This is a genomic window from Lacinutrix undariae (genome assembly GCF_052934785.1).
The window spans coordinates 773828-792188 of the sequence record NZ_CM128809.1 but is presented as its reverse complement, the minus strand read 5'-3'; the positions used below and the strand labels follow the sequence as shown (position 1 = coordinate 792188).

The window sequence follows — 18361 nt, the reverse complement described above, 5'->3', positions numbered from 1 at the left end:
TGATATGAATTTAAAAAAGTATTGTTTACTAGCAATTTTAGCATTATTTACAAAAATTGGTGTTGCCCAAGAGGGGTTGCCAATTTATTCAGATTATTTAACAGATAATTATTATCTGATACACCCATCAATGGCCGGAGTTGCCAATTGTGCTAAGGTGAGATTAACTGCAAGACAACAATGGTTTGGTCAAGATGATGCCCCAAATCTTCAAACGTTGAGTATTAATGGTAGAATTGGTGATACACCTTCTGCTATTGGAGCTATCGTTTATAACGATAAAAACGGGTATCACTCTCAAACGGGAGCTTACTTTACTTATGCGCACCATTTAATGTTTTCTCGTAATGAGATTGATTTAAATATGTTGTCATTTGGTTTAAGTGCTGGAATTATTCAGTATAAATTAGATGAAACAGCATTTTTAAGTGAAGGTTTTGATCCTATTATTGCAGGTGTTGAACAAAGTGCTACAAACTTTAATGTAGATTTAGGATTGTCTTACCAATTTATAGATTTTTATGCACATGCAACAATTAAAAATCTTCTTAAAAATGACGGTATCAACTTTAATGAACAAGGTTTAAGTTATAATAATCTTACAACATACTTATTTTCTTTAGGTAATGTTTTTAGTCCTTACGGAAGCGACTGGAGCTACGAACCTTCAGTAATGTTTATGTACAAAGATGCAACAGAAGAAGCATCTTTTGATCTTAATGCGAAAGTATATAAGAAAATGGATTTTGGTAAAGTTTGGGGAGGATTATCTTACAGAAGAAGTTTAGATGGTGCTGAGTTTAATGATGGATCTGGAGTAAGTGACCAAAAACTACAATACTTTACACCATTCTTAGGAGTAGATTATAATAACTTTGTATTTGCTTACACATATTCTTACCAAGCAAATTCAGTAGTGTTTAACAATGGTGGTTTTCACCAATTAACATTAGGATATAACTTTAATTGTAGAAGAGAAAAATACGATTGTAACTGTCCAGCAATTAACTAATATAAAATGTCTCGATATTATATCGAGACATTCTTTTTATACTTCCCATTTTGAAATCTTCAGAATGGGATTTTTTATATAAAAATGGGAATGAGTAAACCTGCTTTTTGAGTTAGAGAACTACTTTATTTAATGTGTAAACAGGTATAAATTGCTTGTTTTTAAATTAGAATTAAAGACTTTCGGTTTTAAATAACCAATTAAAGTATGTAAGTTTATTCTGTTGAAATAAAACCTATGAAATTACTGCTTAAATATCTTATACTTTTCTTTTTATGTTTTCCTCTTAAAGACGGGTTTGCACAATTAAAAATTCAGAATGATAAAGCACTTTTGATAAAAGGAATTGTGAGAGAGAAAGTGTCTTTTACGCCAATTTCAAAAGTAAATGTTGAAGTAAATGGCGGGGAATATACTATTACAGATGCGGATGGTCGTTTTCAACTTAAAGCAAAATCGGGTGATGAATTAGTGGTGAAACACAAAGATTTTGAAACCGTATATTTTACCATTACCAGCGGAGATACTATAATTATTGAAGTTGAAGCTAACGATGATTTGTCATCAAATACTTCTCAAAAGCGTAATATTCCAGAACAATTTAAAAGTCTTACAGATTCGGCGTCCTATTATATAAAACGCGATCCTGAAAAAAGTATGCAATTTGTAACAGATGCGTTATCTAAAAGCCATTCGATAATTGAAAAAGCTAAAGTATATCAATTGTTAGCTGATGTTTATATGGAGCTTAAACAGTATGATTTGGCTGTTACAAACTATCGTACGAGTCTTCAAAATTCAAAAAGTAATGCGGTACTTTTAAAATTAGCAAAAGCTTACGAACTGAATAAAAACTACCAAGAAAGTATAGAAACCTATAATGCGATTGATAAACAAAGACTGAGTAATTCGCAATTAATTAATTTATACGAAGGTTTAGGAAATACGTTTTTTAGTATTAAAGATTATAAAGCCTCGGTTACTGCTTACGAAGACGGTTTAGCTGTAGCTCAAAAACATGTTGTGACATCTAAAATCACCGATTTAAATTCTAAAATAGCTCAATCTTATAATAATAACGGACAAGTAGATTTAGCAAAAGGGTTTTTTAATAACTCATTAAATTTAGCCGAACAAGAAAATAAAGCCCGAGCTGTTGAAGAGAAAAATATGGTGGCCGAATTTAATTATTCGAATAAAAATTATGATGATGAAATTAAAATTAGAAAACAATTAATTGAAGATATTTTAAACATTCAATCAGATTCTATCATTGATAATGCAAGTCCGGTAACCACGCAAAAACAGAATTATAAAATTGGAAATGCGTATTTGCTTCAGAAAAATTATAATAAAGCGATTCCGTATTTTGAAAAAAGTATTGTTGAAGCCGATATAAAAGGTGATTTGGTAGTTAAAAAAGATGCTACTAAAAAGCTGTCAGATTTATATGTAGATGCTGGAGATTTTAACAAAGCTAAAAAAGTATTTGATGATTATACCGCAGTTACCGACGCTTTATATATTAAAAAAGAACAAGAAATTACCCAAGCTGCACGTTTAAGTAGAGGAATTGCCGAAAAGCAATTACGCATAAAAAGCTTGGAGAGTGATCGCGCACTTTCTGAAAGTAAATACGAGTTAACTACCGAGCGTAATAAACGACAAGAACTTATTATTTACTCACTAATTGGAGGTTTGTTATTGCTTTTGGTGACGGCATATTTTATGTTTAAATATATTAAACAACAACGATTGGCTAATAATTTACTAGCTCTAAAATCATTGCGTAGTCAAATGAATCCCCACTTTATTTTTAATGCTTTAAACTCAGTAAATAGTTTTATAGCTACTAATGACGAACGTACAGCAAACAGATATCTTTCTGATTTTTCATATTTAATGCGTGCTGTTTTAGAGAATAGTGAGGAAGATTTTATTCCGCTAGAAAAAGAAATTGAACTTTTACAACTGTATACAAAATTAGAACATTTTAGATTTCAAGATAAATTTGATTACAGTATTACGGTTGCCCCAGAAATTAGTGTTGGAGACTACAAAATTCCGCCTATGTTATTACAACCTTATATTGAAAATGCGGTTTGGCACGGACTCCGTTATAAATTAGAAAAAGGACATTTAAATATTTTAATAGACCAAAAAAGCGCGAATGAAATTAGTATTACAATTACCGATGATGGTATTGGTCGTGAAAAATCTAAAGCTTTAAAAACAGCAAATCAGCAAAAGCAAAATAGCAAAGGCATGGGTAATATTAAAAAACGAGTTGCTATTTTAAATGCTATGTATAAAGATAAAATAGATGTATGTATTGGTGATTTTCAGGATGCAGAAGATGCCGGAACAAAAGTTGTTGTAACCATTAAAAAAGATTAAACGTTTGGCGTTTTTCAGAATAAAAAATATTTAGAAATCATTAAAAATATGAAGCTAAAATCTATCATTGTAGAAGACGAAGAAACTAGTAGAGAAATTTTAAAAAATTATCTCAAAAAATACTGTCCAAATGTTGATGTTTTAGGTGAAGCAGCAAATATCACCGAAGCTAAAAAACTCATTGAAGCTCATGAGTTGGATTTGGTGTTTTTAGATGTTGAAATGCCTTACGGAAATGCCTTTGATCTCTTAGAACAGCTAACAGATATCAATTTTGAAACCATTTTTGTAACCGCTTATAATCATTATGCTATTGAAGCGCTAAATGCACATGCATCTTATTATTTAATGAAACCAATTTCAATTGATGAGCTGATAAAAGCTGTAGATTATGTTTCTGAAATTAAAACCAAAGAAGATGCGTTACAAGATCAAGTATTGGTGCCAAGAACAAATGTGGTTCATGGAAAAATAACGATTCCGCAACAAGATGGATTCGATATTATAAATACTGCTGATATTTTATACTGTAAAGCCGATGATAATTATACCGAGATTTACCTGAATAATAATACCAAAAAGTTAGTGAGTAAAACTTTAAAACATTTTGAAGATGCGCTTACCGAAAGTAACTTTTGTAGAGTTCATAAATCTTACTTGGTAAACGTAAACGAAATTGTAAAATATGTAAAAGGTAAGGGCGGAAGTGTTATTTTAAACCAAGGAAAAGAGATTGTAGTTTCGGCTTCTAAAAAATCGAATTTATTATCATATTTTAAATAAATTTACAAGAACTTAAAACAATATATTATGCCAATTATAAAAACTGTAAACGGAAAATCACCACAAATACCTGAAGATTGTTATGTTGCTGAAAATGCTACTATTGTTGGCGATGTAAGTATGGGAAAAGATTGTAGCGTTTGGTTTAATGCTGTTATTAGAGGTGATGTTCATTATATAAAAATGGGTGATAAGGTAAACATTCAAGATGGTGCGGTTATTCATGCTACCTATCAAAAATCACCAACTACCATAGGAAATAATGTGTCTGTTGGACATAATGCAATTGTACATGGTTGTACTATTCATGATAATGTACTTATCGGAATGGGAAGTATTGTGATGGATGATTGTGTGGTTGAAAGTAACAGTATTGTTGCTGCCGGTGCTGTGGTTACTGCAAATACTCGTGTAGAGTCGGGGAGTATTTATGCTGGTGTACCGGCTAAAAAAGTTAAAGATATTAGTGAAGCATTAATTTCGGGTGAGATTAATAGAATTGCCGATAATTATGTGAAATATTCAGGATGGTTTAAAGAAGATTAAAACTTTAAATAATTCACAGCGTGTTTATGATCTAGTAAATCGCTCATCACTTCAGTTGTTCCGTTAGTGAAAAATTCACTTTTTGGAATAACTGTTTCTGTATTTAATAACTGGTATTGTTTTAAAACGGCTTCTGTTTGTCTTGCCACTGCTTCTCCCGAATCGATTATTTTAACGTGTTTAGGGAGCATATTTTCTAATAAAGGCATCAAATACGGGTAATGCGTACAACCTAGCACGAGGTAGTCTATATTAGCCTCAATCATAGGGTGTAGGTATTCGGTTAGTAATGCTTTCATAGCTTCCGAATTTATTTGACCACTTTCAATTAATTGTACAATACCTTCTCCAATTTGTTCTACTACATCAATTCCGTTACCGTACAAATCTGTAGTTTTATAAAACAACTCACTGGATAAAGTTCCTTTTGTTGCCAGAATACCTATGGCTTTTGTTTGTGTATTTAAGGCTGCGGGTTTAATAGCGGGTTCAATACCTATAATAGGAATTTGGTAAGTGTCTCGTAATATTTTAATAGCATTTGTAGTTGCCGTATTGCAAGCTACAACAATGAGTTTGCAATTTTGATGTAGAAGAAACTCAGTATTTTTAAGGCTTAAATCTATAATTTCAGATTTAGATTTATTACCATATGGCGCATTAAAACTATCGGCAAGATAAATGGTGTTTTCATTTGGTAAGCGTAAATTAATTTCTTTCCAAATTGAAGTGCCTCCAACACCCGAATCGAATATGCCAATAGGTTGTGTACTCATATTACAAAAATAAAAAAGCCACTTATAGTAAGTGGCTTTTTTTAGTATTATTTATTGAAGTTTAGAATTAAAATCCTAACTCTTTTTTTACATCAGCTAAAAGATCTTTACCATCAGCAACAAGTACACCTGAACCTTGAGTAGAATCTAATACATATTGAAATCCTTGAGCAGTTGCTACTTTTTGGATTGCAGTTTTAGCTTTTTCAAAGATAGGCTTGTATAAGTCTTGTTCTTTTTTAGCTAAATCTTGTTGAGCTTGACCTTGGTATTGACGAATACCTTGTTCCATTGTTTGAACTTCTTGAGCTCTTTTTGCATTTTCTTCGTCAGTTTTTGTTTCAACTTCAGATTGGTATTGCTTCATTTTATTTTGAAGCTCAGTCGCCATTGTTTTAATTTCAGTCTCGTAAGTTTTGCTTAATTTTTGAATTTCAGCTTGAGCTGTTTTCATTTCTGGCATTGCATCTACTAATTCAGTAGTGTTTATATGTGCTAATTTTGTTTGTGCAACTGAAAAACTTGTTGCTCCAAATACTAATATAGCTGCAAATAAAAGGGTTTTAAAATGTTTCATTTCTTTAATGTTATGTGTTAAGTTATTAATTAATTTTAGTTCTTCTTTTTTATTCTTCTTCTGTTTCTGCTTCAGGTTCTGTTTTGCTTTGTGCTTTTTTCCTTGCTTCAGCAGCAGATTTTCTAGCTTCTTCGCGCTCTTTTCTAGCTTTTTCTTTGTCGGCTAGTATTTTTTTTCTTTTTTCTTCGAGAGCTTTTTTACGAGATTCTCTATCTTTTAATTTTTGTAATCTTTTTTCTTCGGCAATTTCTGCTGGTGTTTTAGCCGTTGTTACATCTTCTGTTTTTGCATCTTCTGTTTTTGCATCTTTAGCAGTAGCATCTTCAGTTGTTGGTTTTGCATTTTTATTTAATAATGCTTCTCGTCTTGCTTGTGCTGCCGATTTTAAAGAATCTCTTTTGGCTTGTGCTGCCGCTTTACGTTCTTCAGCAGCTTTTTCTCTTGCGGCTTTCTTTTCTTCTAATGCTTTTTGTCTTGCTTCTAACTCATCGTTAATAACAGGAATAACAGCTTCGCTTTCTGCAGCTTTACGCTCGCTTCTGTTTTGTGCTTGTGTACGTTTTGATGCTCTTGTAATACTTCTTATTACGAGTTCGCTAATATCAAAGCGTTCTGCGGAATATAACATGACAACATCTGCAGATTTATCAAATATGAAATCATACTTTTTATTTCCTGCAATTTCTTGTACTGCTGAAAAAATTTGATCTTGTACAGGTTGAACTAATTGTCGCTTCTGAATCATTAAATCTCCATCAGGACCAAAACGTTTTTGTTGGTAGGCTAATATTTCGGCTTCATCAAAACCAATATCTTCCATACGTTCTTCGTACAACTCTTTTGTAAGTAATACACTTTCGCTGTTGAGTTGTTTTTTTTGTTCTTCAATAACTTTTAAGCGTTGTTCAATTTCAGTTTTCCAATCTTGAACTTTTTTATTTAATTGCTTAGTTGCTTCTTGATATTCTGGTACATTTTGCAAAATGTATTCAGTATCTATATAGCCTATTCTTACACCTCGCTGAGCTGTAGAAACAAAACTAGTAAGACTTATAATTGCCAATAAAAAAAGAACTTTATGTTTCATCTGTTATGCTTTTTTGATTTATGGATAGCTTCTATAAACTTTAAAAGAATGACAGTTTTTTTGATTTCTTCCGCCATTCGAATTAATATTCTTCAAATTAACGAAATAAATTCTGAAAAATTTTAACACTCATGCTAAATCCTTCAAAGAGTTATTAGAAAATATCGTGCCAAAGTTAAAATTGTTGTCCAATAATAAAGTGAGTTTCCCATCCATTCTTAACAGTTTCTCCAGGAAGTGCATCAAATCCATGACCTAAATCAATTCCTAATAAACCAAATGCTGGCATAAATATTCTAATACCAAGACCTGCTGCTCTTTTAATATCAAATGGGTTGTAATCTATAAAGTTATCGTAAGATGCTCCTGCTTCTAAGAATCCTAAAGCATAAATTTTTGCTGATCCTTCTAAAACAATTGGGTAACGTAACTCCATTGAGAATTTATTGTAAATCGTTCCACCATCTTGAGTTGATAATCCTTGGTTAGGGTATCCTCTTAATTGTACAACTTCTCTACCATCTAAAGAGTAATTTGCTAAACCATCACCTCCAACAAAGAAACGTTCAAAAGGAATGACACCTCTATCTTGATTGTAAGCTCCTAAGAAACCAAATTCTAAACTAGATTTTACCACTAATTTTCCTACGATTCTTGTATACCATTCTCCTGCAAATTTCACTTTGTAAAACTCTAACCAGTCATAACGTTCTTGGTCAATTTCACTAATTCTATCAGAATCACTTGTTACATCTAAACCATCTCTTTCGTCTTTTAACGCTGCGTAATCTACACCGTTAAATAAAGAGTATGGTAATGAGAATTTAGCTGTTACAGAGAATTTAGATCCTCCCATTGGGAATATAGGATCTGATGTTGTATTATTTCTACTTAATCCTATGGTGTAAGCTAAGTTGTTTGAGTAACCATCTCCAAATGTAAATAACCCTGTGTTATAGTTTTTTAAATCATAATGTTGAAAACTTACAGCTTGAGATAAGTGGAAGTAATCATCTGGTGCAGTTAGTCTTTTTGATAACCCTACCGAAATACCTGTAATATTAAAACGTTTGTCTTTATCAGCATCACCTGTTGAAGCATCATATAAAAATTGTTTTGTATGAGATATAGATGTTGATAATTGTAATGGACGTCTTCCACCTAACCAAGGTTCAGAGAAAGAGAAACTGTATGTTTGGTAAAATCTACTTGCTTGTAGTCTTAACGCTAAACTCTGTCCGTCTCCTGTTGGTACTGGTTTGTAAGCATCTTTTTTGAAAATATCTTTTATTGAAAAGTTATTAAATGATAACCCTAATGTTCCAATAAAACCTGTTCCACCATATCCACCTTGAAGTTCAATTTGGCTAGATCCACTTTCAACTACTTGGTATTCGATATCTACTGTACCGTCTACTGTATTGAAGTTTTTCATGTTTGGCACTAATTGTTGTGCATCAAAATATCCTAATTGACCAAGTTCTCTCATGGTTCTTACAACGTTTTGTTTGCTGTAAAGTTGACCTGGTTTTGTACGTAATTCTCTATAAACTACGTGATCGTTTGTTTTGTCGTTTCCTGTAACTGTTACACTATTAAAGTATGCTGGTTTTCCTTCAGAAATACGGATCTCCATGTCTATTACATTTCCATCGGCACTAACTTCAACAGGGTTTATTGTTGAAAATAAATAACCACTATTTTGATAGGTGTTTGTTAAATCCATAGCATCTGGTCTGCTATCATCTGCAATACGTTTTCTTAGTTCAACACCGTTATATGTTGAACCTTCTTTGATTTTAAGAACACTTGCTAATTGTGCATCAGTATATACGCTATTTCCTACAAATGTGATTTTACCAAATTTGTATTGTTCTCCTTCTTCAAGGTTTATAGCTAAAGATATTGTTTTATCGTCATTAACTATTACAGAATCTGAAACTACACGAGCATCTCTATAACCGTTTTCTTTGTATTTATCAATAAGTGATACTAAATCTTCTTTGTAGTCACTTTTTATGTATTTAGAACGTTTTAAAACGCGTATAAATTTTTTCTGTTTTGTGTTTTTCATGACTTTTCTTAGCGACTTGTCTGCTAATTTTTCGTTGCCATTAAAACGTATTTCTTTAATTTTTACTTTTTCACCTTTATCAATATCAACAGTCATGTTTACTCTGTTCTTTTGAATAGAATCAACAACGTCTGTAGTATTTACAATTACTGAAGTATTGTAATATCCGTCTTTTTGATATTTTGAAGTTAGGTAATTACGTGTTGTAGTGATAAGGTTTTCTGTAACTTTAGCTCCCTTTTTTAATTTGTTATCATTAATTAAAGCTTCTTTTTTAGAGTCTTTAACACCGTTAATTGTGATCTCATTTAATTGAGGAACATCAACAAGTTCAATTTCTAAATAGGCTACATTTCCTTCTGTTTTAACTAAAAAGATATCAATGCTACTAAAAAGGTTTACATCCCATAATTTTTTTATGGCATTACTAATTGTTTCTCCAGGAATGGTAATCTCTTTTCCTTCTCTTAATCCTGAGTACGAAATGATAGTTTGTGAGTTAAAACTTGTGTTTCCAGATACCGTAATACCACCTAAAGTGTATTTGGTTCCTGTACTTGGTGAGTTTTGTTGCGCTATTACTGCACTTGAGCAAATAAAAGTTAGTGCAAATAATAAGGTTTTGATGTAAGTTTTCAAATGTATTTTGTTAGCTAAGTTGTTCACTTGTTTTTCCAAATCGTCGTTCTCTATTCTGATAGTCAATCAGAGCTTCATATAAGTTATTTTTCTTAAAATCTGGCCAAAGGATATCTGTAAAATATAATTCGGCATAAGCGATTTGCCATAATAGGAAATTGCTTATTCTTTGCTCACCACTTGTTCTGATTAATAAATCGACGTCTGGTAAATTATGCGTGTAAAGATGCTTATTAATAATTGATTCGTCAATATTTTCGACAGAAATTATATTATTTTTAACTTTATCACTTATTTGTTTTACAGCACTAATAAGCTCTTCTCTTGCGCCATAGCTTAGGGCTAGAGTAAGTGTCATGCGGCTGTTGTTTTTTGTTTTGTCTATAACTTCAAGTAGCTCTTTGTAGACTTTTTTTGGCAAATCATTAAGATTTCCAATAGCGTTTAGTTGTATGTTGTTGTCTTGAAGTGTTTTGATTTCTTTATTTAAAGATCTCACTAGGAGTTTCATAAGTGTTTGAACTTCTAGTTTTGGTCTGTTCCAATTTTCTGTTGAAAACGCATAAAGTGTTAGGTTTTTTATTCCTAATTCGGCACTAGTTTCAACAGTTTCTCTTACAGATTTTGTTCCGTTTTCATGACCAATAGCTCGTAATAAGCCTTGTTTTTTTGCCCAACGACCATTACCATCCATAATGATAGCAACGTGATTGGGTAGTTTATTTAGATTTATTTGGTCTTTCATAATTTATTAATAATTGCAGTAGCAAGGTCTTCTACCAAAGGTGTAAGTTAAGGTAAATCCTGTAAATACATACCAATCGTTACTATTTGTGTTTCCAAAAGCTAATGAACTTTCGTTATCAAAATCAGGAACACTACCATCTATCTCGTCCGAAAACGTGTAGCGTGCTCCAATTTCTGCTCCTAATATAAGGTGTTCAGCTATTTTTGTTTTAAACCCTAAAGCCATTGGAATTCCAAAAGCCCAACTAGAGGTGTCTTCTTGAGTGATGTTTCCTGTACTATCAAAAAAGAAATTGTTATGTTTTGCAAATGAAAGTCCAGTATATAAATATGGAGTGCTTTTTAATCCTAATTGATGTAAATCGAAATCAAAAAAGGTAAATTCCATTCCTGCTGAAATTTCTAATAAGCCCTTAGTAAAACTATAATCTCTAGAATTTCGTCTTGGATCGTCAGCTTTACTATCTTTTACGTCTAAGTCTGTATAGATGACCGAAAGCCTCCAAGAATGTCTTGGGCTGCGGTTCCATTTAAAGAGGCCACCAATGGCAAGACTGTTTGGTGCAATATATGTTGTTGCTCCAACGTCTCCAATAAAATTGCTCCCACCAGCAAATACACCCACTTCATAGATTTGGGATTGCATTTGTTGTGAAAATATAACACTAAATAAGAGTAGGATTATGTACCTCATAATTTTTTAAAAGTTTGCAAATATAATAAATATGATTAGCCTATAACAATTTGAAATCAATTGTCTTACAGATAAACAGTTTTTATGGGGTTTTATTGCCTAATTGCGTCGGTCTTCTCCCCAAAGTAATTTTTTACGTAAGGTATCAATAAAGCTTTCATGGAGTAGCTCAACCATTTTTATTTTAAAATCTGCCTTCTTAATTTTTATTAATGTTTCGTTATGTAATGTCGCAATTCTTGAGTCTAATGAAATTAAATGAAAATCCTCCCTACCGTTAACTTTAAGTTGTATCTCGGTATCATCTGGAATTACAAATGGTCTTGCATTTAGATTGTGAGGTGCAATAGGGTTAATTACAAAATTATTAGCATCTGGTGTAATAACTGGTCCTCCACAACTTAATGAATATCCGGTTGATCCTGTAGGTGTTGCTATAATTAATCCATCTGCCCAATAAGACGTTAAATACTCATTGTTTAAATGTGTTTCAACAGTAATCATAGATGTGGTATTTTTTCTACTTACTGCAATTTCATTAAGTGCAAAATTGGTTTCTATAAGTTCTGGGTTTTCAGGAGATGTTTGGACACTTAATAGAGTGCGTTCCGAAATTTTATAGTTTCCTTTTAAAATTTCAACCATTGCTTCTTCTATTTCATCTACTTGTATGGTTGCTAAAAAACCTAAACGACCTGTGTTTATTCCTACAATAGGAATTTCTAATTCTCTAACATGGGTTATGGATCTTAAAATAGTTCCGTCACCTCCAATACTTATTAGTAAATCAAAGCTGTCATCTAAATTATCAAATGTTTTACATGATGAATAATTTGTGTTTGTTTTTTCGGTAATAATATCCAAAAACTCATGTTCAATATAAACGTCAGAAGAAGAATTATCCAAAAAATTAAGCAATGTATCAAAGCTAGATTGTGTGTTGTTGTGGTAATATTGACCGTAAATGGCTATTTTCATTAGATGTCTAGGTATTTTTGTAAATATTCAGATCTGTCTTTCAAACTTTTGATATAGTTGTCATCTTCATGTCCTGCTATTATATTATAACTATAACGTCTAAAAGTTTGAATAACATCGTTTAATCCTGAATTTCCAATTTTTATGGTAATTTGTACAAGGTCATTTTCAATTTTAGAAATAAAAGCACCTAAAAATTTAGCATCGTTAGATTCTACAATCTGGCTAATTTCACTAAAAGAATAATCTTGTAAACCTTTCTCAATAATTAATACACCGCCTGGTTCGGCAAAAAAAGGTGTTTCATTAAAAAGCGTAATTATATCATTAAGTTCATAATAACCAACATAGGTATTGTTAGCATCTAAAACAGGCATAATATTACAGGAGTTTTGGGCAAAAGCTTCCAAAACGTCCAACCAATTAGTATCACTGCGTACAAAAAAACCTTCAGTAGCATGATTACAATCTTTAATGTCTACAGCACTTTCAAAACAATGTGCATCGGTTTCAGAAATACATCCTATATACACACCATTATTTTCAATTGGAATATGAGAGTAAGTAAGTTCATTAAAAAGCAGTTTTAAATCGCTTATCTTATCGTTAATACTAAGCGGTTTTATATCGTTAATAATGTATTGTTGTAATTGCATAATGTATAAATAGGTCTGTGCAAATTAATTAAAAATAACTACAAAAAGCGTTAACTACTTTGTATTTTTGCTTACAAAGACTAAAGTTTATGACAAAGTTAAGCGTTAATATTAACAAAATAGCAACCCTAAGAAATTCTAGAGGTGGCGATATGCCAAATGTGGTTAAATTTGCTCAAGATGCACAACGTTTTGGAGCCGAAGGAATAACTATTCATCCGCGTCCAGACGAAAGACATATCACTTATAAAGATGTTTACGATTTAAAACCAGTTGTAAATACAGAATACAATATTGAAGGAAATCCAATTAAGAAATTTATTGATATTGTTTTAGAGGTGAAGCCAACTCAGGTTACTTTAGTGCCAGATGCTGATGATGCAATTACATCAAACGCAGGTTGGGATACTATAAAGTATAAAGATTTTTTAATAGATGTTATTAAAGAATTTAAAAACAACGGGATTAGAACTTCTGTTTTTGTAGATCCTATTTTATCTCAAATTGAAGGCGCAAAAGCAACCGGAGCAGATAGAATAGAATTATATACCGAGGCATTCGCACACCAATACGGTTTAGGTAATGAAGCAGCCATATTACCATATACAGAATGTGCAGTTTTAGCAAATGAATTAGGATTAGGTATTAATGCGGGGCATGATTTATCTTTAGATAATATGAAATTCTTTAAAGATAATATCCCAGGATTATTAGAAGTATCTATTGGACATGCTTTAATTTCTGAAAGCTTATACTTAGGCGCAGAAAACGTAATACAAATGTATTTACAAAGATTAAAATAATATGATTTTACACTCAAATATAATAGGTGAAGGTCAGCCATTTATAATTCTTCATGGATTTTTAGGGATGAGCGATAACTGGAAAACACTTGGAAAGAAATTTAGTGAAAACGGATTTCAGGTGCATTTAATTGATCAGCGTAATCACGGACATAGTTTTCATGATGATGAATTTAATTATGAGGTTTTAGCTGAAGACTTAGCTGCATATTATACGGCACACCATATAAAGGAAGCTGTAGTTTTAGGACATTCAATGGGAGGTAAGGCAGCTATGTTGTTTGCATCAAAATTTCCGGATTTAGTAACAAAGTTGATAGTTGCCGATATTTCACCTCGTTTTTATCCCGTACATCATGATGCGATATTAAACGGATTGAGTGCTTTAAATTTTTCAGAATTAAAAACTCGTGGCGCAGCAGATAAAGTACTTGCTAACTATGTAACTGATTTTGGAACTCGTCAGTTTTTACTTAAAAACTTATACTGGATTGAAAAAGGGCAGTTAGCTCTACGTATTAATCTTGAAGTTTTAAAAGAAAATATTTCCGAAGTAGGAGAAGCACTTCCAATACATGCCAAATTTGAAAAAAGCACCTTGTTTTTAAAAGGAGATCGTTCTGAATATATTTCAGCGCAAGACGAAACCTTAATTAAACAACATTTTCCAATCGCAAAAATTGTAACTATTGCAAACGCTGGTCATTGGTTACATGCCGAAAATCCAACAGACTTTTTTAATGAAGTGATGCAATTTGTATCTTAAAACACGTAACTTTATAAAAACTAAACGTTATGAATTTATTACTTAAATTACTTTTAACAGCCGTTGCTGTTATTATTTTAGCTTATTTTTTACCAGGTATTGAACTTACAGGAAACCAATTCACAACCGCACTTATTGTAGCTGCAGTTTTAGGGGTTTTAAATCTTTTGGTAAAACCAATTCTAGTCATTTTAACCTTACCAATAACGGTAGTGACACTAGGTTTATTTTTGTTAATAATAAATGCCTTAATGGTAATGTTAGCAGGAAATATAATAGATGGTTTTGGTGTAAGTAGCATCTGGACAGCTATATTGTTTAGTATACTTTTATCATTTTTACAGTCTATACTATATTCTGTTTTAAAAGAAGATAAAAAGTAGACCAAACCACAAGACGTTAAAAACTTTGTTGGGTTGTAAAAAATATGTACTTTTGCGACCCAATTTTTATATAATTCAAGAATGAATATTACAAGAGAAAACATTGATGCATTAAATGCTGTTGTAAAAGTAGATATCGCAAAAGATGACTACAACGGTAACGTAGAGAAAATACTTACAGACTACCGTAAGACTGCTAATATCCCTGGATTTAGAAAAGGACATGTGCCAATGTCAATGGTGAAGAAGCAATATGGTAAAGCTGTATTAGTTGATGAAGTAAACAAAATTTTACAAGAATCTTTAAATACATATTTAGCTGAAGAAAAATTAAACGTTTTAGGTAATCCATTACCAAAACCACAAGACGATTTAAATTGGGATGCTGAAGATTTTTCTTTTGAATTTGAATTAGGTTTATCTCCAGAATTTGAAGTAAACTTAAAATCTAAAGAAGCAATTACTCAATATAATATCGTTGCAGACGATAAAATGTTAAACGACCAAGTTGAGCATTTAAGAAAACAATACGGTACATTAGTTCCTCAAGACGCAATGTCTCAAGATGACGAAATTACTGGTGTTTTTGCTAACGAAGAAAAAGCAATTGATAATACAGTAACCCTTACTTTAGATAAAATTAAAGGAAAAACTAACGCTAAGAAATTTGTTGGCGCTAAGGTTGGTGATGTTATTACATTAAAAACAAAAGGATTATTTAATGACGATCATGATTTAATGACGTTCTTAAAAGTATCTCATGATGATGCTCACGGATTAGAAGTTGAAGTAACTTTTACTGTAACAGAAATCAATACAAGAGAAGTTGCTAACTTAGATCAAGAATTATTTGATAAATTATTCGGAAAAGATGCAGTAACATCTGTTGAAGAATTAAAAGAAAAAATCAAAGAAGATTCTGAAAAGCAATTCGCACAACAAGGAGATCAAAAATTATTAAACGACGTTACTGAATATTTAGTTGAAAACACAGCTTTTGATTTACCTTCAGTATTCTTACAAAAATGGATGCAAACAGCAGGTGAACAACCAATGGATGCAGATCAAGCAAAAGAAGAATACGAAAAGTCTGAAAAAAGTATGCGTTACCAATTAATTGAAGGAAAATTAATTGCAGCTCACAGTCTTCAAGTAACTTTTGATGATTTAAAAGCTAATGCAAAAGAAATGATTAAAGTGCAAATGGCACAATTTGGTCAATTAGATCCTGCAGAAAAAGAATTAGATGATATCGCTGCACGTATCTTATCAAACAAAGATGAGGTGAAGCGTTTATCTGAACAGTTGATGAGTACTAAGTTATTAGAACTTTATAAAACAGAAGCTAACTTGAAAGTAAAAGAAATTACTTACGACCAATTCGTAAAAGAATTTTACAGTTAAACATTACAGAATAAATCATTACCTTTAAAGCGTAAAACTGTATGGTTTTACGCTTTTTTTAATCATCAAATAGTTTATAAAATATATGGATTACGCAAAAGAATTTGAAAAATTCGCTATAAAAGATCAAGGTATAAGTAGCACATACTACAATAAGATTGTAAGTAGCATGTATCCTACAAACTTAACACCAAACATTATTGAAGAGCGCCAAATGAATATCGCTATTTTTGATGTGTTTTCTCGTTTAATGATGGACCGTATTATATTTATGGGAACAGCAATTAACGATCAGGTGGCTAATATTATACAAGCACAATTATTATTTTTAGAAAGCACAGACGCTAATAAAGATATTCAAATATATATTAACTCTCCAGGAGGAAGTGTTTATGCAGGTTTAGGAATCTACGATACTATGCAATTAATTAAACCAGACGTAGCAACAATTTGTACAGGTATGGCAGCTTCAATGGGAGCCGTTTTATTATGTGCAGGTGAAAAAGGAAAACGTAGTGGATTAACACATTCTCGTGTTATGATTCACCAACCATTAGGAGGTGCACAAGGACAGGCTAGTGATATTGAAATTACAGCTAGAGAAATTTTAACACTTAAAGAAGAACTTTATAATATTATTAGCACGCATTCAGGTCAAGATTACGACAAAGTATATGCTGATAGTGATAGAGATTACTGGATGAAAGCAGATAAAGCTTTAGAGTACGGTATGATTGATGAAGTGTTAGCTCGCGCTAAATAAAAGAATAAGAGAGAAAAAAAGTTATGGCAAAGGAAGAATTAGAATGTTCATTTTGTGGTAGAAAGAAGCCAGAAACAAGTTTATTAATTGCAGGTTTAGATGCACACATTTGTGATCGTTGTATAGAGCAAGCTCATGGCATCGTCATAGAAGAAGCTAAGCAAGGTGACGACTCAGGTTTATCTTCAGATGTAATGTTGAAAAAACCACAGGAAATTAAAGGGTTTTTAGACGAATATATTATTGGTCAAGACTATACTAAAAAAGTGATGTCTGTTGCAGTATATAATCACTACAAACGTTTATTACAACCTGTAAGTGATGATGATATTGAAATCCAAAAAAGTAATATTGTAATGGTTGGACAAACCGGAACAGGAAAAACTTTAGTGGCCAAAACAATAGCAAAAATGCTAAACGTACCTTTAGCTATTGTAGATGCTACTGTATTAACACAAGCAGGATATGTAGGTGAAGATGTTGAAACTATTTTAACACGTTTATTACAAGCTGCAGATTACGACTTAGAAAAAGCAGAAAAAGGAATCGTTTTTATTGATGAGATTGATAAAATTGCTCGTAAGGGTGATAATCCATCAATTACAAGAGATGTTTCTGGTGAAGGTGTACAACAAGCCTTATTAAAACTTTTAGAAGGAACTGTAGTTAATGTACCGCCAAAAGGAGGACGTAAACATCCAGATCAAAAGTTTATTGAAGTAAATACAGAGCATATCTTATTTATTGCAGGTGGAGCTTTTGATGGTATTGAACGTGTTATCTCTAAGCGACTTAATATGACAGCTATAGGGTACAAAGCTTCAGGAGATGAAGATGTTGTAGATGTAGATAATATGTTACAATATATCATCCCAAGAGACTTAAAAGATTTTGGATTAATTCCAGAAATTATAGGTCGTCTTCCAGTATTAACATATATGGATCCTTTAGATGCCAAAACATTACGTTCAATTTTAACTGAACCTAAAAATGCAATTATCAAACAGTATCAAAAGTTGTTTGAAATGGATGATATTGATTTTTCAATTACAGATGATGCATTAGATTTTATTGTTGGTAAAGCTATAGATTATAAATTAGGAGCAAGAGGTTTGCGTTCACTTTGTGAAGAAATCCTTACAGATGCAATGTTTGAGTTACCTAGCGGAACAGAAAAAACGCTTGAGGTAACTCTTGATTATGCTGAAGAAAAACTGTCTAAAAACACATTAAAAAAGTTAAAAGCAGTGTCTTAATTTTTTAAGTATTTATACAT

General features: G+C 31.7%; 18 protein-coding genes. 10 read left to right on the top strand and 8 right to left on the bottom strand.

The window, feature by feature from the left end:
- Positions 1 to 4 precede the first annotated feature (4 nt).
- The 4 genes from ACU4C5_RS03625 (at position 5) to ACU4C5_RS03610 (ending at position 4738) form a co-directional block, all read left to right on the top strand.
- Positions 5 to 1012, top strand: coding sequence for a PorP/SprF family type IX secretion system membrane protein (locus ACU4C5_RS03625; protein WP_446845691.1), 1008 nt, complete (start codon positions 5 to 7; stop codon positions 1010 to 1012).
- A 237-nt stretch (positions 1013 to 1249) separates the two neighbouring features.
- A complete protein-coding gene (locus ACU4C5_RS03620) occupies positions 1250 to 3409 on the top strand; it encodes a histidine kinase (RefSeq protein ID WP_446845690.1) in 2160 nt (719 codons plus the stop codon).
- Positions 3410 to 3457: 48 nt separating this feature from the next.
- Positions 3458 to 4192, top strand: a complete 735-nt coding sequence (locus ACU4C5_RS03615) for a LytR/AlgR family response regulator transcription factor (protein WP_446845689.1) — start codon at positions 3458 to 3460, stop codon at positions 4190 to 4192.
- 27 nt (positions 4193 to 4219) lie between these two features.
- Positions 4220 to 4738: a gamma carbonic anhydrase family protein gene (locus tag ACU4C5_RS03610; RefSeq protein WP_446845688.1), complete on the top strand. Its 519-nt coding sequence runs from the start codon at positions 4220 to 4222 to the stop codon at positions 4736 to 4738.
- On the opposite strand, the gene murI is transcribed toward ACU4C5_RS03610, so the two are convergent.
- From murI to ACU4C5_RS03570, 8 genes are all read right to left on the bottom strand, one after another.
- Positions 4735 to 5514, bottom strand: a complete 780-nt coding sequence (gene murI / locus ACU4C5_RS03605) for a glutamate racemase (protein ID WP_446845687.1) — start codon at positions 5512 to 5514, stop codon at positions 4735 to 4737. The genes ACU4C5_RS03610 and murI overlap by 4 nt on opposite strands.
- Before the next feature lie 67 nt (positions 5515 to 5581).
- The gene (locus ACU4C5_RS03600; RefSeq protein ID WP_446845686.1) at positions 5582 to 6091 is read right to left on the bottom strand and encodes an OmpH/Skp family outer membrane protein; all 510 of its coding nucleotides are present in this window, start codon (positions 6089 to 6091) and stop codon (positions 5582 to 5584) included.
- A 49-nt stretch (positions 6092 to 6140) separates the two neighbouring features.
- A complete protein-coding gene (locus ACU4C5_RS03595) occupies positions 6141 to 7178 on the bottom strand; it encodes an OmpH/Skp family outer membrane protein (protein ID WP_446845684.1) in 1038 nt (345 codons plus the stop codon).
- A 175-nt stretch (positions 7179 to 7353) separates the two neighbouring features.
- The gene (bamA, locus tag ACU4C5_RS03590) at positions 7354 to 9930 is read right to left on the bottom strand and encodes an outer membrane protein assembly factor BamA (protein WP_446846419.1); all 2577 of its coding nucleotides are present in this window, start codon (positions 9928 to 9930) and stop codon (positions 7354 to 7356) included.
- Positions 9902 to 10636 (bottom strand): undecaprenyl pyrophosphate synthase, encoded by a 735-nt coding sequence (gene uppS, locus ACU4C5_RS03585; RefSeq protein WP_446845683.1) that lies wholly within the window; start codon positions 10634 to 10636, stop codon positions 9902 to 9904. Before uppS ends, bamA begins: the two co-directional genes overlap by 29 nt.
- Positions 10637 to 10642: 6 nt before the next feature.
- Entirely contained in the window at positions 10643 to 11332 is a 690-nt protein-coding gene (gene porG / locus ACU4C5_RS03580; RefSeq protein ID WP_446845682.1) for a type IX secretion system protein PorG, read from the bottom strand.
- A gap of 99 nt (positions 11333 to 11431) precedes the next feature.
- Positions 11432 to 12310 carry an NAD kinase gene (locus tag ACU4C5_RS03575; protein WP_446845680.1) on the bottom strand — a complete coding sequence of 293 codons (879 nt, stop codon included), beginning with the start codon at positions 12308 to 12310 and terminating at the stop codon, positions 11432 to 11434.
- Positions 12310 to 12966: a CBS domain-containing protein gene (locus tag ACU4C5_RS03570; protein WP_446845678.1), complete on the bottom strand. Its 657-nt coding sequence runs from the start codon at positions 12964 to 12966 to the stop codon at positions 12310 to 12312. The genes ACU4C5_RS03575 and ACU4C5_RS03570 overlap by 1 nt, the downstream gene beginning before the upstream one ends.
- Positions 12967 to 13055: 89 nt before the next feature.
- Here ACU4C5_RS03570 and ACU4C5_RS03565 point away from each other — a divergent pair, with 89 nt between their 5' ends.
- The 6 genes from ACU4C5_RS03565 to clpX all read left to right on the top strand — a co-directional run bounded on the left by ACU4C5_RS03565 (position 13056) and on the right by clpX (position 18341).
- Positions 13056 to 13769, top strand: a complete 714-nt coding sequence (locus tag ACU4C5_RS03565) for a pyridoxine 5'-phosphate synthase (protein WP_446845677.1) — start codon at positions 13056 to 13058, stop codon at positions 13767 to 13769.
- A 1-nt stretch (position 13770) separates the two neighbouring features.
- Positions 13771 to 14535: an alpha/beta fold hydrolase gene (locus tag ACU4C5_RS03560; protein ID WP_446845676.1), complete on the top strand. Its 765-nt coding sequence runs from the start codon at positions 13771 to 13773 to the stop codon at positions 14533 to 14535.
- 29 nt (positions 14536 to 14564) lie between these two features.
- Positions 14565 to 14918, top strand: coding sequence for a phage holin family protein (locus tag ACU4C5_RS03555; protein WP_446845675.1), 354 nt, complete (start codon positions 14565 to 14567; stop codon positions 14916 to 14918).
- Positions 14919 to 14999: 81 nt separating this feature from the next.
- On the top strand, positions 15000 to 16322 hold the full coding sequence (tig, locus tag ACU4C5_RS03550; protein ID WP_446845674.1) for a trigger factor: 1323 nt from the start codon (positions 15000 to 15002) through the stop codon (positions 16320 to 16322).
- Between the two features lie 85 nt (positions 16323 to 16407).
- A complete protein-coding gene (clpP, locus tag ACU4C5_RS03545) occupies positions 16408 to 17085 on the top strand; it encodes an ATP-dependent Clp endopeptidase proteolytic subunit ClpP (RefSeq protein ID WP_446845673.1) in 678 nt (225 codons plus the stop codon).
- Positions 17086 to 17108: 23 nt separating this feature from the next.
- Positions 17109 to 18341 (top strand): ATP-dependent Clp protease ATP-binding subunit ClpX, encoded by a 1233-nt coding sequence (gene clpX, locus ACU4C5_RS03540; protein WP_446845672.1) that lies wholly within the window; start codon positions 17109 to 17111, stop codon positions 18339 to 18341.
- Positions 18342 to 18361: the final 20 nt, after the last annotated feature.